At 53.5% G+C, this 22,581-nt stretch carries 21 protein-coding genes; 15 read left to right on the forward strand and 6 right to left on the reverse strand.

Going from position 1 to position 22,581, the window contains the following annotated elements; all coding sequences use genetic code 11:
- Positions 1-14 precede the first annotated feature (14 nt).
- The 3 genes from L2731_RS12120 to L2731_RS12130 form a co-directional block, all read right to left on the reverse strand.
- A complete protein-coding gene (locus L2731_RS12120) occupies positions 15-839 on the reverse strand; it encodes a M90 family metallopeptidase (RefSeq protein WP_249253349.1) in 825 nt (274 codons plus the stop codon).
- A 227-nt stretch (positions 840-1,066) separates the two neighbouring features.
- Entirely contained in the window at positions 1,067-1,492 is a 426-nt protein-coding gene (locus L2731_RS12125; protein ID WP_249253351.1) for a CopG family transcriptional regulator, read from the reverse strand.
- Positions 1,452-2,195: an AAA family ATPase gene (locus tag L2731_RS12130; protein ID WP_041510536.1), complete on the reverse strand. Its 744-nt coding sequence runs from the start codon at positions 2,193-2,195 to the stop codon at positions 1,452-1,454. The genes L2731_RS12125 and L2731_RS12130 overlap by 41 nt, the downstream gene beginning before the upstream one ends.
- Before the next feature lie 571 nt (positions 2,196-2,766).
- Between L2731_RS12130 and L2731_RS12135 the strand changes: the two genes are divergently transcribed.
- The 3 genes from L2731_RS12135 (at position 2,767) to L2731_RS12145 (ending at position 4,149) form a co-directional block, all read left to right on the forward strand.
- The gene (locus L2731_RS12135; RefSeq protein WP_041510537.1) at positions 2,767-2,991 is read left to right on the forward strand and encodes a DUF3820 family protein; all 225 of its coding nucleotides are present in this window, start codon (positions 2,767-2,769) and stop codon (positions 2,989-2,991) included.
- 127 nt (positions 2,992-3,118) lie between these two features.
- Positions 3,119-3,421: an NrfJ gene (locus L2731_RS12140; RefSeq protein WP_249253353.1), complete on the forward strand. Its 303-nt coding sequence runs from the start codon at positions 3,119-3,121 to the stop codon at positions 3,419-3,421.
- 227 nt (positions 3,422-3,648) lie between these two features.
- Positions 3,649-4,149, forward strand: coding sequence for a GNAT family N-acetyltransferase (locus tag L2731_RS12145; protein WP_249253354.1), 501 nt, complete (start codon positions 3,649-3,651; stop codon positions 4,147-4,149).
- Positions 4,150-4,267: 118 nt separating this feature from the next.
- Here L2731_RS12145 and L2731_RS12150 read toward each other — a convergent pair whose 3' ends face one another.
- Together L2731_RS12150 and L2731_RS12155 are read right to left on the reverse strand one after the other, a co-directional pair.
- Positions 4,268-6,013, reverse strand: a complete 1,746-nt coding sequence (locus L2731_RS12150) for a bifunctional metallophosphatase/5'-nucleotidase (protein ID WP_249253355.1) — start codon at positions 6,011-6,013, stop codon at positions 4,268-4,270.
- A gap of 91 nt (positions 6,014-6,104) precedes the next feature.
- Positions 6,105-7,238 (reverse strand): CNNM domain-containing protein, encoded by a 1,134-nt coding sequence (locus L2731_RS12155; protein WP_249253356.1) that lies wholly within the window; start codon positions 7,236-7,238, stop codon positions 6,105-6,107.
- Between the two features lie 144 nt (positions 7,239-7,382).
- Between L2731_RS12155 and rlmN the strand changes: the two genes are divergently transcribed.
- The 9 genes from rlmN to L2731_RS12200 all read left to right on the forward strand — a co-directional run bounded on the left by rlmN (position 7,383) and on the right by L2731_RS12200 (position 17,021).
- Positions 7,383-8,504, forward strand: a complete 1,122-nt coding sequence (gene rlmN / locus L2731_RS12160) for a dual-specificity RNA methyltransferase RlmN (RefSeq protein ID WP_239850011.1) — start codon at positions 7,383-7,385, stop codon at positions 8,502-8,504.
- 32 nt (positions 8,505-8,536) lie between these two features.
- Positions 8,537-9,325 carry a type IV pilus biogenesis/stability protein PilW gene (pilW, locus tag L2731_RS12165; RefSeq protein ID WP_249253357.1) on the forward strand — a complete coding sequence of 263 codons (789 nt, stop codon included), beginning with the start codon at positions 8,537-8,539 and terminating at the stop codon, positions 9,323-9,325.
- The gene (locus L2731_RS12170; RefSeq protein WP_249253358.1) at positions 9,325-10,335 is read left to right on the forward strand and encodes a RodZ domain-containing protein; all 1,011 of its coding nucleotides are present in this window, start codon (positions 9,325-9,327) and stop codon (positions 10,333-10,335) included. Before pilW ends, L2731_RS12170 begins: the two co-directional genes overlap by 1 nt.
- Before the next feature lie 19 nt (positions 10,336-10,354).
- Positions 10,355-11,470: a flavodoxin-dependent (E)-4-hydroxy-3-methylbut-2-enyl-diphosphate synthase gene (ispG, locus tag L2731_RS12175; RefSeq protein WP_239850014.1), complete on the forward strand. Its 1,116-nt coding sequence runs from the start codon at positions 10,355-10,357 to the stop codon at positions 11,468-11,470.
- A gap of 153 nt (positions 11,471-11,623) precedes the next feature.
- The gene (gene hisS, locus L2731_RS12180; RefSeq protein ID WP_249253359.1) at positions 11,624-12,895 is read left to right on the forward strand and encodes a histidine--tRNA ligase; all 1,272 of its coding nucleotides are present in this window, start codon (positions 11,624-11,626) and stop codon (positions 12,893-12,895) included.
- A gap of 14 nt (positions 12,896-12,909) precedes the next feature.
- Positions 12,910-13,533, forward strand: a complete 624-nt coding sequence (locus tag L2731_RS12185) for a tetratricopeptide repeat protein (RefSeq protein WP_041510545.1) — start codon at positions 12,910-12,912, stop codon at positions 13,531-13,533.
- Positions 13,534-13,544: 11 nt separating this feature from the next.
- On the forward strand, positions 13,545-14,732 hold the full coding sequence (gene bamB, locus L2731_RS12190) for an outer membrane protein assembly factor BamB (RefSeq protein ID WP_249253360.1): 1,188 nt from the start codon (positions 13,545-13,547) through the stop codon (positions 14,730-14,732).
- 94 nt (positions 14,733-14,826) lie between these two features.
- On the forward strand, positions 14,827-16,296 hold the full coding sequence (gene der / locus L2731_RS12195) for a ribosome biogenesis GTPase Der (RefSeq protein WP_239850017.1): 1,470 nt from the start codon (positions 14,827-14,829) through the stop codon (positions 16,294-16,296).
- Between the two features lie 191 nt (positions 16,297-16,487).
- On the forward strand, positions 16,488-17,021 hold the full coding sequence (locus tag L2731_RS12200; RefSeq protein WP_249253362.1) for a hypothetical protein: 534 nt from the start codon (positions 16,488-16,490) through the stop codon (positions 17,019-17,021).
- A gap of 61 nt (positions 17,022-17,082) precedes the next feature.
- Here the strand turns inward: L2731_RS12200 and xseA are convergent, their stop codons facing one another.
- Positions 17,083-18,411 carry an exodeoxyribonuclease VII large subunit gene (xseA, locus tag L2731_RS12205; RefSeq protein WP_249253364.1) on the reverse strand — a complete coding sequence of 443 codons (1,329 nt, stop codon included), beginning with the start codon at positions 18,409-18,411 and terminating at the stop codon, positions 17,083-17,085.
- Between the two features lie 119 nt (positions 18,412-18,530).
- On the opposite strand from xseA, the gene guaB reads away from it, so the two are divergent.
- The 3 genes from guaB (at position 18,531) to tadA (ending at position 22,375) form a co-directional block, all read left to right on the forward strand.
- Positions 18,531-19,997 (forward strand): IMP dehydrogenase, encoded by a 1,467-nt coding sequence (gene guaB, locus L2731_RS12210; protein ID WP_239850020.1) that lies wholly within the window; start codon positions 18,531-18,533, stop codon positions 19,995-19,997.
- 102 nt (positions 19,998-20,099) lie between these two features.
- Positions 20,100-21,677 (forward strand): glutamine-hydrolyzing GMP synthase, encoded by a 1,578-nt coding sequence (gene guaA / locus L2731_RS12215; RefSeq protein WP_041510585.1) that lies wholly within the window; start codon positions 20,100-20,102, stop codon positions 21,675-21,677.
- Positions 21,678-21,838: 161 nt separating this feature from the next.
- Positions 21,839-22,375 carry a tRNA adenosine(34) deaminase TadA gene (tadA, locus tag L2731_RS12220; RefSeq protein ID WP_249253367.1) on the forward strand — a complete coding sequence of 179 codons (537 nt, stop codon included), beginning with the start codon at positions 21,839-21,841 and terminating at the stop codon, positions 22,373-22,375.
- Positions 22,376-22,581: the final 206 nt, after the last annotated feature.

The following is a 22,581-nucleotide window of genomic DNA, read 5'->3' on the forward strand; positions in this document are numbered from 1 at the left end:
CCTTTTAAATCCGTTTAATGCCAGTTTACCGGATCTAGTTTGAAAAATTGACTCATCTGTTGATAAAGGGCCGGGTGCTGCTGATAAAACTCGTGGGGGCGTTCGAAGAAGGTCTCGGTGATCACCGCGAAGAACTCGGCTTCGTTGGTGGCGCCGTAATAGTTAAACAGGCTGGGCTGATGGTACTTGGCGTCTTCGCGCAGCTGTTCAAACTCCTGAGTCATGACGGTCGACCATGACTGGTAGTCGTTAGCATTAGCCAGGATGGGCGCACCGTTGGAGTGGCCATCTTCTTGATCCAGCTGGTGGGCAAACTCGTGGATCACCACGTTATGGCCATCGTAAGGCTGGGCCGCGTCTTCCTTGGCGGTATGCCAGGAGAGCACGACCTTGCCAAACTCCCAGGATTCACCCGAGAGAATATTTTTTCGCTCCCAGAAGGTTCCGTCGCCATTTTGCTGCATCTGATTGACGATAAACAGGCTAGGGTAAACCAGTATCTGTTTCAGCTTAGGGTAGTAGTCTGTGTCGCGATTAAGTAGTAACAGACAAGCCTGGGCGGCGATGGTGACACGGATCTCATCATCAATTGCTATGCCCTGACACCCAACGAAGCGCTTCTCGGCAATGAAGATCTGGATGTGGCGCTTGAGCTGTAACTGCAGGTCGCTGGGGAGGGCGCTAAAATAGGGCATGCGGCGTTTGAGTATGGCGCGCCAGCTCTCGGGAAAGGGGCGCTTGGCGATCTGCGCGCGACGATACCTGACATACTTTGGCTTAAACAGTATGTAACCTATGGCGGCGCTACTGACCAGCGCGAGAATAAAGATGGCTAGCATAAAAATCTCCCTATGATATAGCAAGATATGGTGTTGCTTGCCGCAAATTCAATCTTAGGGCCAGAAAAAGCGTGGAGAAAAAAGGCGTGGAGAAAAAAGCTGGCAGCCCTAAGTTCGGAAAATGAAATCTGTCGCTGCCAGAAAGGTTAGGGAGACGGGCTGAAAGGAGCGACACGCTGGGTGATGATGTGCCCAGCGCGTCTGGGGATATATGTGAATCGACTAATTTAATCGACTATGATTGATTGTTCCTTCTGTTGCCGCTCGCTCTCAGATAACGAGTAATGATGCTCGATGAGAAAACGGATCAGTTTCGATTTAGCCACATCGCAGCCGCTGGCCAATTCCGCGAGGTGCGCGATAGCGGACTCGCTCAGGGTGAAGGTCGCCTTGCGATAAGGCCCTGCCCCCTTGGGCACCACCTTAGGTGTCGCCTGAGATGCGTGGCGATTTAAAAAATCACCATCGAAACCCGTTTCTAAGGCGATAACCTCGGCCATCTGCTGTACATTGCTTGGCTGCCCGGCGGCATAGTGAGTCGCGTCGTCGATGAAGTCATCGATCAAGGCATCGAGCGAAATATTCAGTAGCTTACGGTTTTGTCTCGCGACACTAGACTGCGTAGAGCTTTTCTTGAGATCGGCCAGACCCATAGTTACCCCTTAACTTATCCATCTGTTTTTCGGCGAGACGATTGCGAATTTCTGTGGCACTGGAAGCCTGTAGCATTTCACAGGCGATGCTGCGGATCTCTTCGGCGGCCTTGCCTTTTGGTTGTGTTTCCATGACAGACAGACCCGATTCTTCACTGTCATCATAAATGTTTCGGCTGTAGGTGATGGCGTCGAGTACATTGATGTCGTACGTCTTACATACCTCTTTGGCTTCCATGATGCGGTTAGCCTGGTTTGGCAGGCTAGGGCATTGGGTGATCACGAAAGATGCGCGCATCTTAGGATTAATCATCATACAGGTCGCGACGATATCATCCATGTGGCTAACCGTTTTCAAGTCTCTGCGCTTCGGACGCAGTGGCATCAACACATGAGAGGCGACCGACATGGTGGCGCGTAGTGCCAGGTTGTCCTGGCCACCACAGTCGACCAGCACATAGTCATAGTGTTGCTCTAGGCTGAGCAGATCGTTACGTATCTTGCCGTAGAGCTGTACACAGTTGATGCCGGCCAGGGTGCCGTTGTTGTTACGAGCTTGAATCCAGTCCGAGGTGGTCCGCTGGGGATCACAATCGACCATGATGACCGACGCGCCGCATTCTACTGTGAGAAATACCGCTATGTTTTGGGCTAAACAGCTCTTTCCGCTACCGCCTTTTTCACCGCCAACTAAAATGATCATTCTATTTCCTCTCGACTGCCAATGATTGCCGATGTTTGTTGTTAGGTTCCCAAGTGATGTACTGCTATCTTGCGATCTCACCTGTTTGGGCATGACTCCAATTTAGGTGTTAATTAATTGTTGGTCAACTACATGAAAATTGACGTTTTTTTTGATTATGGCGCTTGTCATTAAGTTGACGTTTTGACTTGTTTGGCGGATATTTGACGCTAAGGGTTTCTGGAGTAAAAAGTTATCTCAAAGCTTTTATAAAACAGTGCGTTACTGTTTTTGTGTTGGTTTTAGGGGCTTATTTTTCGTACCTATGCCTTAAAAGCGTAAGACTTTCATCTTACTCTTATTTCTGTTTGGTCTTGTTGCTTTGTTTTATATTTCCAAATGTTATATTTGTAATGGCTAAAACTTTGAAGTCGGTTGGCTTGTCGCTGCGAAAATTTACCTTATGTTTCAATGCGACGCGCGGAGAATGAGCATGTGTAATCACGATTTCGTCAAAGCTTCTTGGTTTGACGCCTGTAGTCACGTAAGCTGGGCCGCGTACTTTTCCCGATAGCCGTTTAGGATAGTCAAGATGGATCAACAGGCCTTAATCGAGGCGATAAATCAAAAAATGCCCTTTGGTAAATATGCCGGATTACGCTTACTCGAGCTGCCAGAGCCTTATTTAGTCTGGTTTCATAGTAAAGGCTTTCCAGAAGGTAAGTTAGGTCAGCAGTTGGCGCTGATCTATGAGGTGAAGCTCAATGGCCTGGAGGGGATGCTCAAGCCTTTATTAGTTCCACGTAAGCAGGGATAAAATTCGGGAATGAGAGCTTGATCTAAAACTGATTCATTGAATGCTGTTTTAAGACGTCCGGGTAGAGATTTATGGCTAAGGCCATGTTTTAATGCAGGGGTTAAAGGCAAACACTTAAGGAATGACAATGATAACTAAATTAGTTCGTTTAGCCGCTGCGACCACATTAGCCCTGGGGATCTCGAGTGCCTGGGCGGCTGGTGTAGTGCATCAAGGTACTGTGGTCGATACCATGAATGGTGGCGGTTATACCTATGTACAGATCAAAGAAGCCGACAAGACTTTCTGGGCGGCAGGACCTCAGGCCGAGGTGAAGAAAGGTGACGTCGTTGTCGTTCAAGAGCAGATGTGGATGAATGACTTTACCAGCAAGACACTTAACCGCACTTTCGATGAACTCTTGTTTGTGGGTCGCATCGATAAGAAGTAATTTGCGTGGCTAAGCAGCCGGATGAATATAAGAAATAGTGCCGATAACTTGTTATCGGCACTATTTTTTTGCCTAATAGGGACTAATATGAGCTGCAATTTACGCAAACAGGTGGCTGTATGGATTGGCAAAGGGGCGATGAGCGCCTGAGCTTCTCTGCCTGAAATAGACAGAGCACGTATAGACAAAACTCATACCGATAGAACACGTATCGATAGAACAAGGCGATGATTAAGATAATTCCCTATCGTAAGGGGTATAGCAAAGCGGTCGGTGAGGTCTATCATCTGGCGGTGCGCGCCATCGATGAGACCCATTACAGTGCGGAGCAGAAACTTGCCTGGTCCCAGGCGCCGCGCTCCGGTTATCACTGGCATAAACGCCTGACCCGCTCACAGGCCTGGCTGGCCGTCGATACCGCTTGCATGGCGGGGGAGGATCCCCGCTGTGTCGGTTTCATCAATGTCGAGACCCAGTATGCATCGCGGGGTTATATCGACAGCCTCTATGTGCACCCTGAATATCAGGGGCAGGGGATTGCGCGACAGTTGTTGCAACAACTCGAATCCTGGGCGGCTTCGCAGGGGATGGATGAGCTGAGGGTCGATGCCTCCAGCCTGTCGCGGCCACTGTTTGTGGCAGAGGGATTTGCTCTGCGACACAAGCGGTATCAGGAAAAGGCCGGCCAGGTGTTTATGGCCTACTACCTGGCAAAGTCCCTGGCTTAGTCTCTGGCAAAGTCCCTGATTTAGCCACTTGCAAAACCCTCGCCATACCCTCGCGATAACCTAGGCGTGCTTAGCCGGCCAGCAAGGCGCTTAAGTTTCCTGTTTTTTATAGCTCGCGCTAATGGCCATCCAGGTGACTCGTGTATAACACATGAGGCGGCATGACGCCGTGTAGCCCCTCTTCTCGCTGCATGAAGCGGATGAAGGCTTGGGGCAGGGTAAGCGCCTCAATCGATTCCTGCTGTTCTGCGCTAAGTAGCGCCTGATATCCTTCCTTGCCCGACGCCGTGTAGGCCGATGATACGCCGCTATACAAGCGATCTGGCATCACGCTATGCCACTGCATCTCACCGGCTATTTCGGTCAAGATCTCCAGTTGCAGGATGCGGGCGCCCAGCGGCTGCCTGCCGTCGTAGCAATATTTAAGGCCGTAGGTATAGGGGAAGCTTCCCGCACCCGTGCCGGTAATGCTGTTGTTGGTGGCCGAGTTGATGGCCGACTCCAAGGTTTGATACAGGTAACGGCCCTGGATGCGATATTTCACCAAGGGTAGGGCGAAAGGGAGCAGTCGCCCGAGAATGTCCGCCATGGTCACAGTGCCCTTGTTGAGCGATTGTCTGACACCGCCGGCATTGTGCAGGGCAAAATCCACCTGAATGTCCAGGTTGCGAGTCTCATGATAGATGCTCTTACAGACCCAGGGGGCGATCTCGCTGCCGTGGGGCAGTGCCTTGCTGGGCAGACGGGTGTGGATCAGGTTTTTGGGTACAAATCCCAGCACCTGATGTTCTAGCGCGTCGATGGCTGGGCGATAGCGCTGGGCAATCACCTGATTGATCTCTGTGAGTTCGTCATCCCATAAGATCCCGGGATGCGTCACGAGCTGCTGCTTGAGTGCGTCATAGGTCGCGGCGGTGACCTCTTGCTCCCCTTCGATAAGCAGGTGCTTGTCGAGCATGAAGTAGTTGTGTCCGGCCAGCGTGGTCACCAGGCCTTGGTCGTCAAACTCGAGGTCACACAGCCCCAGGGTTTCGGCATACTTGCCCGCATGTAGTATCGGTGTGTTGTCGACGCGATAGCCATAGGGCAACGCATTATGGCCGATGGCGCTGAAGTCGCCCTGAAGCGTGTGAGAGTGGCCACCGACGATCAGGCTGATGCCGTGGACTTCTTTGGCTAATTCTTTATCCTTATCCCAGCCTAAGTGGCTCAGCACCAGGATATGATCTATGCCCTGCGCCTTTAGCTTAGCTACCGTATTGGCGGTGGTCGCGATGGCGTTGGCAAAGTGAGTATCTTCATCTGGCCTGGCGATCTCTTTCATCTGATCTAGGGTGATGCCTATGATGGCAAGCTGTCTATCGCCTAATGGTTTTAAGAGTACCTTGGCCGAGCCGTGCTCGGGAACATAGTTAAACAGCTTGGGATGCCCCGCTAGCCTGTCCTGCTTTAGGGGATCTTCCTGGCTGAGATCCATGTTGCCTGCTAGCAGAGGAAAATTAATGGTATCGAGAAACTGTTTAACCGGTTGATTGCCTGCGTCTATCTCGTGGTTGCCGAGGACCATGGCATCGGGTGCCAGGCGATTGAGCAGGTCGGCATTGGCCACGCCCTTAAACTGGTTGAAGTAGAGGGTGCCCTGAAAGCTGTCGCCCCCATGAAGAAACAGAAAATCTTGCCCGGCATCGGCCGCCTGACTGCGCGCCTGCTGCACCTGATATCCGATTCTCCCATAGCCGCCGCTGTGGCTATAGACCTCATAACTTTGTTGCTCATGGCTGAGCAGAAACTGGACGCGTGAAGGATCGAAGTGAGAGTGGGTGTCGTTGATGTGTGCAAGCTTTAGGGAGTATCTGTTGGTCATGTAGGCCTCATTTGTGAAGCGGGCAAGTATACCTCAGCAGGGCTAAATGAAAAAGGGAAGCATTTGCTTCCCTTAGTTAACTTTTCTTAAGTTATTTGCTCACCTTATCCAGCGGCTCGGCCTCTGTGATACTGGTGGCCTGCTGTTCGCCTCTGGGGAGATCCTCATCTTCTGACGAGCCCTCATCCGAGATGCGTATCCCTTTGTGAGTCATGCGGCGCTTCCACAGGCGTCTCGCCAGTTGCTGCATGTCGGTGACTGGGTCGTTGCTGTCGACAATTTCAAGGCCCAGCAGGGACTCGATGATATCTTCCAGGGTGACGATACCGTGGCCACTGCCGTATTCGTCCACCACCATGGCGATCTTGGTGTTGCGCTTAATCATCAGCTGGAACAGCGGCAAGATCTTCGCCGTTTCCGGCACGATAACCAAGTTACGACGCACCGCCGAAATAGGCGCCTGAGGCGTGTCCCGTTCCGACAACAAGATGGTATTGCGGTTAACATAACCCACGATATTGTCGCGATCGCCATCGAAAACCGGAATACGGGTAAAGGGGCTCTTCTTATGCAGCTTGGCAAACTCGGTCTGAGTCATGGAAGCTGGCACGCTGAACATCACGGTTCTCGGCGTCATGATGGCGGTCACCGGCATCTCCTTGACCGACAGCATCTGGGTCAGAATCATAGATTCCTGTTCGTCCAGCTCGCCCGACTCGTGACCTATCTTGGCCATAGCGCTCATCTCTTGACGAATGTATTGACCATCGTCGCCCTTACCCAGCTTCTGAGTGACCTGCTGAGACATCCAGATAAGCGGCTTAGTGATGCGCTCCATCCACAGCAGCACCAGAGACACGCTAGGAGCCAGGCTGCGCCAGTAGTTTGCGCCCAGTGTCTTTGGAATGATCTCTGAGAAGAACAAGATAAGAAAGGTCAGCACACCAGAGAAGACACCCAGCATCTCGTCGCCAAACACCTTTGCTGCCTGCGCACCGGCAACGGCGGCACCCACGGTGTGGGCAATAGTGTTCAGGGTCAAGATAGAAACCAGTGGCGATTCCACATTCTCCTTCTGGTGGCTCAAACGCTCGGCCGCCGCGGGATGGGTTTCTTTTAGGTTCGCAATAAAGCTAGGTGTAACAGACAGAAGCACGGCTTCGAATACACTACAGAGAAAAGAGATCCCGATAGCGACAAAGACAATAACAATAAGGGTTATCATGGGGGAGGTAAAACAACTCCGAGTAGCAAGCCAATATTAGCTTGGGGGGATTCTAGCATAGTCTATTTCCTTACTGGCTAAAATTTATTGATATCTGTATAATTCGCCGCCCTGTGGCAGGTTTTGGTGTTGAGGTTAGTCAAAATGAGTGAAAAAAAGATCAATTTATTGGATCTCGATCGTAAGGGATTGAGAGCGCTATTTACCGAGATGGGTGAAAAGCCTTTTCGTGCCGATCAATTGATGAAGTGGCTATACCATTTTGGCGTCAGTGATTTCGAACAGATGACTAACATCAACAAGGCGTTACGTGCCAAATTGGCCGCGCGTTGTGAGGTGGTAGCCCCAGAGATCTCCAGCTATCAGAAGTCTGCCGATGGCACCATTAAGTTTGCCATCAATGTGGGTAATGGTCAGGAGGTAGAGACCGTTTACATCCCGGAAGATGACCGTGCCACCCTGTGTGTATCGTCTCAGGTGGGTTGTGCTCTTGAGTGTACCTTCTGCTCTACCGCCCAGCAGGGCTTTAACCGAAACCTTACCGTGTCTGAGATTGTCGGCCAGATCTGGCGCGTGTCTCACTTTCTTGGTTTCCAGAAAGAAACCGGCGAGCGTCCCATCTCTAATGTGGTGATGATGGGCATGGGTGAGCCGCTGTTGAATCTGAAAAATGTCATGCCGGCTATCGACATCATGCTGGACGATTTCGGTTTTAGCCTGTCTAAGCGCCGCGTGACCGTATCGACCTCGGGCGTGGTGCCAGCGCTGGATATTCTAGGCGATAATCTGGATGTGGCCCTGGCGGTAAGTATTCACGCACCAAACGATGAGCTGCGTGACGTGCTGGTACCGGTCAACAAGAAGTATCCGTTGCAGGAGTTCCTGGCGGCGATCCGTCGTTACCTGGCTAAGTCCAATGCCAACCGCGGCCGCGTGACCCTGGAATATGTGATGCTTGATCATATCAACGACAGCACAGATCAGGCCCATGAGCTGGCCAAGTTGATGAAGGATACTCCTTGTAAGATCAACCTGATCCCCTTTAACCCTTATCCGGGGTCGCCATATGGGCGTTCATCGAACTCGCGTATCGACAGATTCTCTAAGGTGCTGATGGAATATGGTCTGACGGTCATCGTCCGTAAGACCCGCGGAGACGATATTGACGCGGCCTGTGGCCAGTTAGCCGGGGATATTCGCGACCGAACCAAACGTTTAGCGAAAAAACGCATGCAAGATAGTCAGATTTCAGTCACAATAAACTAACTTATTGTATCTGCTACTAGATAGGCTTGCGAATGTTAAGCAAAAAGCCAACATTGACCCTGTTAGTCATCCTGACTTCGACGCTGATGTCAGGATGTGTAACTGAGAGAACATACAGTGGCACAGATGTGCCCGTTCAAGAGCGAACCTTCGACAACGTCGCCGCCGCCCGTCAACGGGTGCAGCTGGGCTTGACCTACCTGCAAAAAGGCAACAGCGAACAAGCCAAGTACAATCTGGATAAGGCGCTCGAATTTGCCCCTAACATCGAAGATGTACACGTGGCCTTAGCCTATTACTATCAATCGGTTGGCGAGTTAGCTTTGACCGAGAAGGCGTATCGCAACGCCATCAACGCCAGCGATGCCAGCGGCGATTCCATGAATAACTTCGGCGTGTTTCTCTGCCAGCAGGCACAATACGATCAGGCCGAAGAGATGTTTCTTCGGGCGGTAAAGATGCCCAAATACACTCGTTCGGCCTCCAGTTATGAAAACCTGGGGATCTGTAGCCGCAAGTCGGGTGATCTACAAAAAGCACAACGCTACTTCGAGATGGCACTTAACTATGACCCGCGTCGTGCCAACTCCCTATTAGAACTGTCTGAGATCGAATTGGATCTGGGGAACTACTCCGCCGCCAAGAAAGGTTTGGCGCGTTACCATAGAGTGGTGCCCGAATCGGCTCAGAGTCTGGCGTTGGGAATTAAAATTGAGCAAGGCCTAAATGACCCTGAAGCGGTGAGAAAATTTGGCATTCTTCTCCTGGCCAAGTTTCCCGCTTCCAATGAGGCCAAGCAGTATAGAGCTAGCATGCACTAATGACTGATAATCAAATCGATATGCTCAAGGATGATGCTGAGAAACCAAAGGAAACCGGTGAAACCCTGGGCCAGTGGTTAAAGGCGGCGCGTGAGTCGCGCCAGATGACTTTAACCAGCGTGGCCGAGCGACTCAATCTGCGCCCATCGATTGTTAAAGATCTCGAGGCGGACAACTATGACAACATAGCGTCGGCAACCTATGTCAAAGGCTATGTGAAGAATTACGCCCGCATCCTAGGCCTGGAGATGGCCAGGGTAGATGCCTACCTCGCCGAAAGCTTTCCTGTGGTCGATGCCCCTACCATGCAGAGCTTCTCCCGCAAGACCACGCGCCAGGCCAGAGATGGTCGCCTGATGTTGGTGACTTATTTGATCATCTTCGTCTTATTGGCCTTACTGGTACTTTGGTGGGTGCAAAAGTCGGCCATGGTGGCAGATCTGGATCTCTCCAAGCCATCGGTGGAAGAAGCCGCCGAGCTTTCGACCTTGCCTGGAGAGCCCAGCCTGATGCCCGCCCAGGATCCACAGGCCGATACGGGTATCGAGATGCCACGCGCGTCCTTGAGCCAGGTTACTTCTGAACAGACAGCTTCTGAACAGACAGCTACTGAACCGACTGTTACAGAATCAACAGCAGCAGAGCCTGCAACCACCGAGCCCCTAACGCGAGCCACTCAAGCACCCCAAATCTCTCAGTCTCAAGCGCCTCAAGCCCTCGAGTCATCCAGGACAGATGACACGGCTCAGGCCGTGGACGATGCCGAGTTGGCCCTGAGTCTGAGCGGCGATTGCTGGATCAAGGTGACCGATGCCAACGGCAAGGTACTCGTTAATGGCCTTAAGCTGGCGGGCAAAGAGATGAATGTCTTTGGTCAGGCGCCGTTTAAGGTTATATTGGGGGCGCCGCAGTCATTGACCATGCACCTCAATGGTGAACCAATCGATCTGGCTAAGTATCCCAGTGGCCGAGTTGCCAGACTGACGGTCGGTAACGCCGTCAATCTTTGAAGTAAAAGAGTGAATTAAGATGTACAACGAGTCCCCAATCATTCGCCGCCCTTCGACACGTATCTATGTGGGCGATGTGCCTATCGGTGATGGCGCGCCCATAGCCGTGCAATCCATGACCAACACCCGCACCACAGATGTGGAGGCCACGGTGGCTCAGATCCGCGCGCTGGAAAATGTTGGCGCCGATATCGTACGTGTCTCTGTGCCGACCATGGATGCCGCCGAGGCGTTCAAGGTGATCAAGCAGCAGACTAAGATCCCGCTGATCGCCGACATTCATTTCGATTACCGTATCGCGCTCAAGGTGGCGGAATATGGCGTAGATTGTCTGCGTATTAACCCGGGCAATATAGGCAACGAAGAGCGTATCCGTAACGTGGTGGAGTGCGCCCGCGACAAGAATATCCCGATCCGTATCGGTGTTAACGGCGGTTCGTTAGAGAAAGATCTGATGGACAAGTACAAGGAGCCGACGCCGCAGGCCTTGCTCGAGTCGGCCATGCGTCATGTGGATATTCTCGACAGACTCAATTTCGATCAGTTTAAGGTAAGCGTTAAGGCGTCTGACGTCTTCCTTGCGGTGGAGTCTTACCGCCTGCTGGCCAAGCAGATCAAACAGCCGCTCCACCTTGGGATCACCGAGGCCGGTGGCGCCCGTGCCGGCGCCGTGAAGTCGGCGGTTGGCCTGGGCATGTTGTTGGCCGAAGGCATAGGCGACACCCTGCGTGTCTCGCTGGCTGCCGATCCCGTCGAGGAGATCAAGGTCGGTTTCGACATCCTCAAATCTCTGCGTATTCGCTCACGTGGCATCAACTTCATCGCCTGCCCTTCTTGCTCGCGTCAGGAGTTCGATGTGATCGCCACAGTGAACGAGCTGGAGCGTCGTTTGGAAGATGTGGTGACCCCTATGGATGTCTCCATCATAGGTTGTGTGGTCAATGGTCCGGGCGAAGCCCTGGTATCGGATATTGGCCTAACGGGTGGTAACCGTAAGAGCGGCTACTACGACGACGGTGTGCGCCAGAAGGAGCGTTTCGACAACGAGCATATCGTCGATCAGCTCGAGGCGAAGATCCGCGCCAAGGTCGCCAGCGTCGACGCGCGTATTCCGACCACCGATATCACGGAATAACCCTTTACTTGCTGCGCAGAAGATGGGGCTTTTAGCCCCGTTTGTGGCGCAGCTCACTGGCGCGCTGCGCCGGTTTTGCGTTTATTGTTGATGCGCCTATAATGCGAGGCGCTTTTTTATTTTTTACAGCTAAATTTCGGACGAGTTGATACAGTGGCAAAACAGATTCAAGCGATTCGCGGAATGAACGATATTCTGCCGACCCAGAGCCCGCTATGGCAAAAACTAGAAGCAGTGTTGCGTGATACCGTTGCGGCCTATGGTTACAGCGAGATCCGCACTCCTATCGTAGAGAGTACCGACCTGTTCAAACGTTCCATCGGCGAAGTGACAGATATCGTCGAGAAAGAGATGTATACCTTTGCCGATCGCAATGGCGATCTGCTGACGCTGCGCCCTGAAGGCACTGCCTCTACCGTGCGTGCGGGTAACGAGCATGGCCTGCTATATAATCAGGAGCAGCGTCTGTGGTACATGGGTCCCATGTTCCGCCACGAGCGTCCACAGAAGGGGCGCTACCGTCAATTTAACCAGTTTGGTGTCGAGGTCTATGGTATCGCCTCGGCCGATATTGACGCCGAAGTCTTGATGATGTCCCACCGCCTGTGGCAAAAGCTAGGTATCAGCGAGCATGTGAAGCTGGAGCTGAACACCCTGGGGGATGCACAGGAGCGCGCGGCCTACCGTGACGCCCTGGTTGCCTTCCTGGAGCAGCACAAAGAAAAGCTGGACGAAGACAGCCAGCGCCGCATGTATTCAAATCCGCTACGTGTGCTCGACAGCAAGAACCCTGAAGTTCAAGCGCTTTTGGGCGATGCCCCGGCGCTAATGGACTACCTCGGCGAAGAAAGTCGCGGCCATTTTGCACATTTGTGTGAACTACTTGAAGCCGTTGGCATCCAATACGAAATTAACCCTCGTCTGGTGCGTGGTTTAGATTACTATAACCGCACCGTATTCGAGTGGGTCACCGACAGCCTGGGTGCCCAGGGAACAGTGTTGGCCGGTGGTCGTTACGACGGCCTAGTCGGTCAGCTAGGCGGCAAAGACACCCCAGCGGTAGGTTTCGCCATGGGGCTTGAGCGCATCGTATTGATGCTGGAGACGCTGGCGCTAACCGACGATGTATCGGGTCCGGTCGATGTGTATGTCACCGCCATGGGCGATGATTGCCGTGTGGCGGCCATCAAGGTGGCGCAGCAGTTACGTGAAGTAGACGGCCTTAAGGTGATGAGTCACTGCGGCGGCGGTAACTTCAAGAAGCAGATGAAACGTGCCGATAAGAGCGGCGCCAAGCTTGCCATAGTGATCGGCGAGACCGAACTGGCCAATGGTCAGGTGGCGCTTAAATATCTGCGCGAAGATAAAGAACAAGAATTGGTTGCACAGGATTCGTTAGCAGCTTACGTTGCAGAACTGATTTAAAGAGGAAGAGAAACGTGGAAATTTATAGCACAGAAGAACAACAAGTCGATGCTATCAAACAGTTCTGGAAAGACTATGGCAACTCGATTGTCATCGGTGCCGTGGTAGGCCTGGGTGGTCTATACAGCTGGAACTACTATTCAGATTACAAGGTGGCTCAGGCAGAAGAAGCCTCTGAAGCCTTCCAAACCATCAGCAACTCGGTCAAAGCCGATTCTAGCATGCTGGCGGCCGCCGAGAGCTTTGCGAAAGACCATGACGGTCAGCAGGGCTATCAGGCACTACTACAACTTATCGTGGCTAAGGCCGCGGTAGAAGCCGGTGAGCTGGACAAGGCCGAGCAGGCTCTGAAGCAGATCCTCATCAGCAAGCCAGAAGAAGGCTTGGTGGCGGTTGCAACATTGCGTCTTGCCCGCGTGCAGGCCGAGCAAGGCCAGCTGGCGACGGCGTTGGCGACCCTGGAGCAGCTTAACACGCCATCGTTTGCCGTACAGCGTGATGAATTAAAAGGTGATTTCCTGGTGCGTCAAGGCGAAGCCGATAAGGCTAAGAGCGCCTATCAGTCGGCCCTGGACAACGGCGGAGCGACTTCAAGCCCAGCCTTGCAGATGAAGCTAGATAACCTGAACAAGGCATAAGGAAGCTGCCCATGAAGTCTTGGTGCAAAACATTACTGGCTTGCAGCTTGAGCCTGGGGTTGTTGTCGGCCTGTTCTTCCAACGACGTTGAAGAAGAGCCGGTAAGTCCGCTGCCGCAGATCGAAGCGAGTGTCTTTCCCGAGGTGAGCTGGAGTGCTTCCGTCGGCAGTGGTGTCGGTGATTATTACTCTAAGATCCGTCCGGCCGTGCGTTACGGCAAGTTGTTCGTCATGGATCGTTACGGCGAAGTGACCGCCTACGACGAAGCCAGCGGCGAGCAGGTCTGGTCATTGGATATCAGCTCCTGGTTTAAGGAAGGCGCCTTGTCTAAGAACAAGGGCGCGCGTCTCTCCTCAGGCATTACCGCTGCCCGTAATAAGGTGTTTTTCGGTGGTGAGAGTGGCCTACTGGGCGCCGTCGATGCCGAAACCGGCGAGATGGTCTGGCATGTGACCGCCGGTGGTGAGCTGCTGTCGGCGCCAACTGTGGGCGAAGATGTGGTCGTGGTTCACACAAGTACCGGTGGCCTGGAAGCCTATAACGTCGATGACGGCGAGAAGCTCTGGGTTTACGAGAGCAAGCTGCCTACCCTGACCCTGAGGGGGACAGGTTCGGCCGCCTATGAGGCCGGTGGCTTCTTCGTCGGCACAGCCGATGGCAAGGTTGCGGTCGTGGTGAAAAGCAATGGTCAGGCCGCCTGGGAGCAGCCTATCTATACACCTAAGGGCGGCAACGAGTTTACCCGTATGGCCGACGTGGACATGAAGCCGCTTATCGTGGGCGAGAACATCTATGCGGTGAGCTATAACGGTAATCTGGTGTCGATGGAGCTGCGCAGCGGACGTGTCGTCTGGAGCCGTAAATATTCTAGCTTCAACGAGTTGGCTTCTGCCGGTCTGAACCTCTACCTGGTGGATGACCATGGTCGCATCTATGCGGTCGATAAGCGCAATGGCCTGGAAAGCTGGAGCAACAACGAGCTGACCAACCGCGAGTTGACCTCACCTGTCGTCTTCAAAGACTACCTGGTGGTGGGTGACTTCGAAGGCTATCTGCATTTCATCGATCGTACCTCTGGCAAGCTGGTTGGCCGCGTCGACGTGGATAGTTCAGGTTTATTTAGCCAGCCACTGGTAATAGATGATAAGATCTACGTCCAGAGTCGTGGCGGCAAGGTAGCAAGAATTACGCTTCCCTAAGGCGAGCTTTAACAGTTTTTAAAGCCCCTGGACCTTGTGCTGGGGGCTTTTTATTTAAGATATTCAGATAGATTTGTAGATTAGAGGCAAAAAAATGATTCCAGTTGTGGCCCTGGTAGGCCGACCAAACGTAGGTAAGTCGACCCTGTTCAATCGTCTTACGCGCACCAGAGACGCCTTGGTAGCTGACTACCCAGGTCTGACTCGGGATCGTAAGTATGGTCGTGCACATCTGTCTGGTTACGAATTTATCGTGGTAGATACCGGTGGTATCGACGGTACCGAAGAGGGGATCGAGACCCGCATGGCCGAGCAGTCGCTGGCGGCGATCGAAGAAGCCGATGTGGTACTGTTTCTCACTGACGCCCGCGCGGGCCTGACGGCCGCCGACGAGGCGATTGCCGAGCATCTGCGTCGCCGCGAGAAGACCACCTTCGTGGTGGCCAACAAGGTTGATGGTATCGACGCCGACTCTGCCTGTGGCGAGTTCTGGGCCCTGGGCCTGGGTGAGGTATACCAGATGGCCGCCGCCCAAGGGCGCGGCGTGACCAATATGATCGAATACGCGCTGACCCCCTACGCCGAGGCCATGGGGCTGAACCGTGAAGGTGAAGGCGAAGAGGAAGCCGACGAGCGTCAGTACACAGAGGAAGAGGCCGAGGCCGAGCAGCAGCGTCTGCAGGATCTGCCGATCAAGCTGGCAATTATCGGTAAGCCTAACGTGGGTAAGTCGACCCTGACTAACCGTATCCTGGGTGAAGAGCGCGTCGTGGTCTATGACGAGCCAGGCACGACCCGTGACAGCATCTATATTCCGCTGGAGCGCGATGGTCAGGAGTATGTGATCATCGACACCGCCGGCGTGCGTCGTCGCAGCAAGGTACATGAAACCGTCGAGAAATTCTCGGTGATCAAGACCCTTAAGGCGGTCGAAGACGCCAACGTGGTGCTCTTGGTAGTCGATGCCCGCGAGGGGATAGCCGAGCAAGATCTTGGCCTGCTGGGCTTTGCCCTGAACGCAGGTCGCGCCTTGGTGATCGCGGTCAACAAGTGGGACGGTATCGATCAGGACGTGAAGGAGCGCGTGAAGAGTGAACTTGACCGTCGTCTTGGCTTTATCGACTTCGCCCGCATTCACTTTATTTCGGCGCTGCACGGCACGGGTGTTGGTCACCTTTTCGAGTCGGTAGAGGAAGCCTACGAGAGCGCCACGCGCCGTGTGAGCACCTCAATGCTGACCCGTATCATGCAGATGGCCCAGGATGATCACCAGCCGCCTCTGGTTAACGGTCGCCGCGTTAAGCTCAAATACGCCCACGCCGGTGGATATAACCCGCCTATCGTGGTTATCCATGGTAACCAGGTTAAGAAGCTGCCCGATTCCTACAAGCGCTTCATGATGAACTACTACCGTCGCTCTCTCAAGGTGATGGGTACGCCGATTCAGGTACGCTTCCAGGAAGGGGGCAACCCGTTCGAAGGGCTCAACACCAAGAAGCTCACCGTGAGCCAGGAGCGCCGTCGTAAGCGCATGATGAGCCATATCAAGGACAAGAAGAAGTAACTTTCTCTGTCTCACTAAAAAAGGTCAGCCTAGTGCTGGCCTTTTTGTTATCTCGGTGTTTTATCCTGCCCGCTCTCTTGCCTTTGGTCTTATAGACTACTTATTGCAAGCAAGTCGAGCCTTTATAGGGATGCCGACTATACTCAAGAGTGCAGTAATTAAGGTAGTTTAACTCACCTGAGGATAGTGTTATGAAACACCAACAACCCCTGCTGCTTGCCGCCACGCTGGCTCTCTTGGCTGGTGCCGCCCAGGCTGCAGATAAACAGGCCTTACTCGAAGATGCACTCAATGCCGCGCCGCCGACCCTGAGGGATAAGGTTACAGTGATGGACTGGGACAATAATGTCCTGCAAAAGGGTAGTGTCGACTATACCTGTTTCCCGACCCCACCTAGTCTGCAAGGCACGGCGCCCATGTGTATGGATGGGCCTTGGATGGAGTGGGCCGATGCCTGGATGAATAAGAAGCCGTTTCAGGCCAAGGCAGTGGGGATCTCCTATATGCTGGCCGGTGATGGTGGCGCGAGCAATACCGATCCCTACGCCGAGGGCGAAACCGCCGATAATCAGTGGATTGTCGAGGGGCCGCACCTGATGATTCTCATGCCGGATCCCGCCTTGCTCGACAGTCTGCCTACCGACCCTTACGCCGGTGGCCCCTACGTGATGTGGAAGGGCACACCTTACGCGCACATCATGGTGCCGGTCGGCCCGAGAAAATAGGCCTTGGATTTTTTGCTAAGTACTCATTTTAACGCCCGTAAGGGCGTTTTTTATGTGAGGGTTAAACTACCGTCGATTGCACCTCGCCATCGACCAGCTTAGTGGTGAGGCGATCGCCTGTGCTGACATCTTGAGTGCTGTGCAGCACCTTGCCCTGTGCGTCTAGGGTGATGCTATAGCCGCGGCTCAGGGTCGCCAATGGGCTGACGGTTTCCAGCTGGTGGGCGGCATATTGCAGCGACTTTTCCGCCGTCTTGAGCTTGGCCTGCATGGCGCCGTGCAGCCTTTGACTCTGGTGGCTCAGGCGGCTCGATGCCAGGGCCAGCTGATGACTGGGAGAGACCTGATTTAATCTGGCATGCAGGGATTGTTGGCGACGCTCTAACTTGTGCAGCTTGGCGGTTAATGCGGCGTTGAGCCTGAGCTGCAGCTCGTCGAATCTCTGCTCATACTGCTCTAGGCGGCGCTTGGGGTCTTGTCGCTCTAGTCTATGGTGTAGCTGGCTGAAACGCTGGGCCTGTTTTAGCCCATAGTGCTGCCACCCCTGCTTGAGGCGTGTCATGGCCATCTTGAGTTTATCGGCCTTGCTGAGCGCATCCTGAGACAGTAGCTCGGCCGCGGCAGAAGGGGTAGGGGCACGTAGATCGGCGACATAGTCGCTGATGGTGGTGTCCACCTCATGGCCCACCGCCGAGACCACGGGCAGGGCGCTGTTATAGATGGTGTGGGCCAGGGCCTCGCTGTTGAAACACCAGAGATCTTCTAGGGAACCGCCGCCACGGGTGAGCAGCAGCACATCCACCTCCATCCGGTCGTTGGCCTGCATGATGGCATGGATTAGCGACTTATCGGCGTGTTCGCCCTGCACCTGGCTGGGGTAGATGATCACCTCGATAGAAGGATCGCGTCTTTGTAAGACATGGAGCACGTCTCTGATGGCGGCGCCGGTGGCAGAGGTGATCACCCCTATGCGTTGAATGTTTTCTGGTAGCGGGCGTTTGGTGTCGGCGGCAAACAGGCCCTCGGCGGCCAGCGTCATCTTGAGGGCTTCATACTGCTGCGCCAGTAAACCATCGCCGGCGGGGAGCATGGATTCTATGATCAGCTGATAGTCGCCCCTGGGCTCGTAGACGCTGATGGCGCCCTTGACCAACACCTGCTGGCCATTGGCCGGGCGGAAGGTGACCGCACGATTGCGACCCTTAAACATGGCGGCGCGGATCTGGGCGTAATTGTCCTTTAGGGTGAGATACCAGTGGCCTGAGCTGGGGGCCGAAAAATTGGATATTTCTGCTTCGAGCCAGACTTTACCCAGTTCACCTTCGAGTAATTGCCGCACTTCTCCATTGAGGCGCGATACGGTGTAAACATTATTTTTCGGCATTTTCATAGATATTTTGCTGCTAAAGCGACTTTTTTACTATTTTCCATTTACCACACCCAATATGCAAGGTATAATCCCGCCGCAATATTTTACCTCTTATATCACCTACATGGGGAGATGTTGCCATGCTACGTTTAAAAAAAGAAGCACTAACCTTTGATGATGTGTTGCTTGTTCCTGCACACTCGACCGTACTCCCTAACACTGCCGTTCTTAAGACTCGTTTAACCCAAAAGATCGAACTCAACATGCCTATCGTGTCTGCAGCCATGGATACCGTGACTGAAGCGCGCCTTGCCATCGCCATGGCACAGGAAGGTGGTATTGGTTTCATCCATAAAAATATGAGCATAGAGCAGCAGGCCGAGCAAGTTCGCCAGGTAAAGATCTATGAAGCGGGTATCGTTCAGCAACCTGTAACGGTCACGCCTAATACGACACTTGAGCAGCTTAAAGCGCTTACGGAGAAGAACGGCTTTGCCGGTTACCCAGTGATTGACGAAGCCAATGAGTTGGTGGGTATCATCACGGGTCGTGACGTACGTTTCATCACCGACTGGTCTCGTACCGTCGACAAGGTGATGACACCTAAAGAGCGTCTGGTGACAGTGCCTGAAGGTACGCCGCTGGATGAAGTGCAGAAGTTGATGCACGCTCACCGCGTCGAGAAGGTACTGGTTGTCGATGGTGACTTCCGTCTCAAGGGCCTTATCACAGTTAAAGATTTCCAAAAAGCCGAGCGTAAGCCTAACGCCTGTAAGGATGAGTTAGGTCGCTTACGTGTGGGCGCGGCTGTAGGTGCCGGTGCCGGTAACGAAGAGCGTGTCGATGCGCTGGTAAAAGCCGGTATCGACGTGCTGCTTATCGATTCATCTCACGGCCATTCTGAAGGCGTGTTGCAGCGTATTCGAGACACCCGCGCCAAATACCCAGATCTTCAGATCGTGGGCGGTAACGTGGCCACGGCCGAAGGTGCCTTGGCACTGGTCGAGGCGGGTGTGAACGCCGTTAAGGTAGGTATTGGCCCTGGCTCTATCTGTACCACTCGTATCGTCACCGGTGTGGGTGTGCCGCAGATCACTGCAGTATCTGATGCTGCAGCCGCAGTTAAGCACTTAGATATTCCTGTTATCGCCGACGGCGGCATCCGCTTCTCGGGTGACCTGGCTAAGGCGCTGGCCGCCGGTGCGTCATGCATCATGGCGGGCTCTATGTTTGCCGGTACCGACGAGGCGCCAGGTGAGACAGAGCTATACAACGGCCGTGCTTACAAGTCATACCGTGGCATGGGCTCTCTGGGCGCCATGACACAAGGTTCTTCTGACCGTTACTTCCAAAGCGATAACGCTGCCGACAAGCTGGTACCAGAGGGTATCGAAGGTCGCGTACCTTACAAGGGTAAGCTTAAGGAGATCATCCACCAGTACATGGGCGGCCTACGTTCATGCATGGGCCTCACAGGTTGTCCTACCATTAAAGATCTTAATGAGAAGGCGGAATTTGTGAAGGTAACCTCGGCGGGTATGGGTGAGTCCCACGTTCACGACGTGACCATCAGCAAAGAAGCCCCTAACTATCGCAGCGGTTCTTAATTATTGAAATCAGGCAGTGTCATTGAAAAATACACTGCCTTTTCTTAAGCCAGGTCTTACTAAATGACATTGGCGAAAAATCTGAAAGATAAAAGGTAAAGCATGAGCAACATTCATGATCATAAGATCCTTATCCTCGATTTTGGATCTCAGTACACGCAATTAATTGCCCGCCGTATCCGTGAGATCGGTGTTTACTGTGAGCTTTGGGCCTGGGATGTGTCTGAAGAGCAGATCAAAGCCTTTGCGCCTAACGGTATCATCTTGGCCGGTGGCCCAGAGAGCGTCACCGCCGACAACTCGCCTCGTGCCCCTGAATATGTGTTTAACGCCGGCGTGCCAGTACTCGGCATCTGCTATGGCATGCAGACCATGTCAGAGCAGCTGGGCGGCAAGGTGATTCAAGGCATTGGCGAAGGTGAGTTCGGCTATGCCCAGGTTGAAGTTCAGGCGGCTTCAGAGCTGTTCAAGAGCATCGAAGATGCGGTCAGCGACAGCGGTAAGGCGCTGCTGGATGTCTGGATGAGCCATGGTGACAAGGTCTCTGAGATCCCAGAAGGTTTCGTGACAGTCGCTAAGACAGATACCTGTCCTTATGCGGCCATGGCTAACGAAGAGAAGCGTTTCTACGGCGTTCAGTTCCACCCAGAAGTGACCCACACCCGTCAGGGCAAGCGTATGCTGGAGCATTTCGCCCTGGATATCTGTCAGTGTGAGGCCAACTGGAAGCCGGCTTCTATCATCGAAGACGCTGTCGCTCGCATCAAGGAGCAGGTGGGTGATGACGAGGTTATCTTGGGTCTGTCAGGTGGTGTCGACTCTTCGGTGGTGGCCATGCTGCTACACCGCGCCATCGGCAGCAAGCTGACCTGTGTGTTTGTCGACAACGGTCTACTGCGTCTGAATGAGGCCGACCAGGTCCTCGAGATGTTTGGCGATCACTTCGGGCTGAATATCGTTCACGTCGATGCCGAGTCACGTTTCCTCGATGCGCTGGCAGGCGAGGCCGACCCAGAAGCCAAGCGTAAGATCATCGGCAAGGTGTTTGTCGATATCTTCGACGAAGAGTCGCGCAAGTGCGTTAACGCCAAGTGGCTGGCGCAGGGTACCATCTATCCTGATGTTATCGAATCGGCGGGCAGTGCTACCGGTAAGGCGCACGTGATCAAGTCACACCATAACGTCGGCGGTCTGCCGGATGATATGGAGCTGGGTCTGGTCGAGCCGCTGCGTGAGCTGTTTAAGGATGAGGTGCGTAAGATTGGTTTAGAGCTGGGCCTGCCTTACAACATGCTCTACCGTCACCCATTCCCTGGCCCAGGCCTAGGAGTACGTGTGCTGGGTGAAGTGAAGAAAGAGTACTGTGACCTGCTACGCCGCGCCGATGCTATCTTCATCGAAGAGCTGCACAAGGCCGACCTGTACAACAAGGTGAGCCAGGCCTTTACCGTCTTCCTGCCGGTTCGCAGTGTAGGCGTGATGGGTGATGGTCGTAAGTATGACTGGGTAGTATCGCTGCGTGCGGTAGAAACCATCGACTTTATGACGGCGCACTGGGCACATCTGCCATACGATTTCCTCGGCAGAGTCTCAAACCGTATCATCAATGAGATCGACGGTATCTCTCGTGTGGTTTACGATATCTCAGGTAAGCCACCTGCAACCATCGAGTGGGAATAACTCCGCGATAGGTTGAGATGATTGATGAAAGGGGCATAGCGATATGCCCTTTTTTATTTGAGTGACATAATTCACCTGGCCGATAGAGCCATGCATAAACATTACCCTTAAAAACATTGCCTTTGAAAAATGGCCGAGTGAACCTAAGTAATAGAGAGCAGATGAGTAAGGCAGTTGAAGAGCAAGCCAGCCTGGAGCAGCAGGCGGTAAAAGATGAAGCCTATATGCGCCAAGCCATGGCACTGGCCGCCGAGGCCGAGTCGCGGGGGGAGGTTCCCGTAGGTGCGCTATTGGTGAAAGACGATAAAGTGATTGCCACAGGCTTTAACCTTAGCATCTGTCGTCATGATGCCAGTGCCCACGCCGAGATGGAGTGTATTCGCGCTGCGGGTCAGGCGGTGGAGAACTATCGTCTGCTCGATACCACGCTGTACGTGACCTTAGAGCCCTGCGCCATGTGCGCCGGTGCCATGGTGCATGCCAGGATCGCGCGTTTGGTGTATGGCGCGGCCGATCTCAAGACGGGCGCGGCGGGGAGTGTGGTGGATCTGGTGCGCAGCAGGGCCTTCAATCATCAGTTAACCGTGACCTCAGGCGTGTTGGCCGAGGAGTGTGGCGAGCAGCTCAGCGCCTTCTTTCGTCGGCGGCGTCAGGAGAAGAAGGCGTTGAAGATGGCCGAAAAAAAACAAGGGCAATAGCCCTTGTTTTTATTTGTCGGTCACTCAACTTTTTAGCCCGGTGGATTGTCGTTATCGGGATGCTTAATAAAAGTGAAGTACTGTTTCTGCCTGTTAATCGTATGCTGGTGGCGTATTTTAAGCAGGGTTCTTCTACGTGAAGACAGATTATTTAAGGCTTTTTTTCTCATAATGAACCTCCATTAGGCCGCTGCGCTATCTATATC

The sequence above is a fragment of the Shewanella aquimarina genome, from assembly GCF_023349185.1.
Lineage (GTDB): Bacteria > Pseudomonadota > Gammaproteobacteria > Enterobacterales > Shewanellaceae > Shewanella > Shewanella aquimarina.

Bases quoted from the DNA above. Each gene is read 5' to 3' on its own strand.
- pilW (WP_249253357.1), top strand. From the start codon at position 8,537: ATGTTAAGCAAAAAGCCAACATTGACCCTGTTAGTCATCCTGACTTCG.
- L2731_RS12170 (WP_249253358.1), top strand. From the start codon at position 9,325: ATGACTGATAATCAAATCGATATGCTCAAGGATGATGCTGAGAAACCA.
- L2731_RS12135 (WP_041510537.1), top strand. From the start codon at position 2,767: ATGGATCAACAGGCCTTAATCGAGGCGATAAATCAAAAAATGCCCTTT.
- L2731_RS12120 (WP_249253349.1), bottom strand. From the start codon at position 839: ATGCTAGCCATCTTTATTCTCGCGCTGGTCAGTAGCGCCGCCATAGGT.
- L2731_RS12150 (WP_249253355.1), bottom strand. From the start codon at position 6,013: ATGACCAACAGATACTCCCTAAAGCTTGCACACATCAACGACACCCAC.
- bamB (WP_249253360.1), top strand. From the start codon at position 13,545: ATGAAGTCTTGGTGCAAAACATTACTGGCTTGCAGCTTGAGCCTGGGG.
- rlmN (WP_239850011.1), top strand. From the start codon at position 7,383: ATGAGTGAAAAAAAGATCAATTTATTGGATCTCGATCGTAAGGGATTG.
- der (WP_239850017.1), top strand. From the start codon at position 14,827: ATGATTCCAGTTGTGGCCCTGGTAGGCCGACCAAACGTAGGTAAGTCG.
- L2731_RS12140 (WP_249253353.1), top strand. From the start codon at position 3,119: ATGATAACTAAATTAGTTCGTTTAGCCGCTGCGACCACATTAGCCCTG.
- L2731_RS12145 (WP_249253354.1), top strand. From the start codon at position 3,649: ATGATTAAGATAATTCCCTATCGTAAGGGGTATAGCAAAGCGGTCGGT.
- L2731_RS12155 (WP_249253356.1), bottom strand. From the start codon at position 7,238: ATGATAACCCTTATTGTTATTGTCTTTGTCGCTATCGGGATCTCTTTT.
- ispG (WP_239850014.1), top strand. From the start codon at position 10,355: ATGTACAACGAGTCCCCAATCATTCGCCGCCCTTCGACACGTATCTAT.
- L2731_RS12200 (WP_249253362.1), top strand. From the start codon at position 16,488: ATGAAACACCAACAACCCCTGCTGCTTGCCGCCACGCTGGCTCTCTTG.
- xseA (WP_249253364.1), bottom strand. From the start codon at position 18,411: ATGAAAATGCCGAAAAATAATGTTTACACCGTATCGCGCCTCAATGGA.
- L2731_RS12130 (WP_041510536.1), bottom strand. From the start codon at position 2,195: ATGATCATTTTAGTTGGCGGTGAAAAAGGCGGTAGCGGAAAGAGCTGT.
- guaB (WP_239850020.1), top strand. From the start codon at position 18,531: ATGCTACGTTTAAAAAAAGAAGCACTAACCTTTGATGATGTGTTGCTT.
- guaA (WP_041510585.1), top strand. From the start codon at position 20,100: ATGAGCAACATTCATGATCATAAGATCCTTATCCTCGATTTTGGATCT.
- L2731_RS12125 (WP_249253351.1), bottom strand. From the start codon at position 1,492: ATGGGTCTGGCCGATCTCAAGAAAAGCTCTACGCAGTCTAGTGTCGCG.
- tadA (WP_249253367.1), top strand. From the start codon at position 21,839: ATGAGTAAGGCAGTTGAAGAGCAAGCCAGCCTGGAGCAGCAGGCGGTA.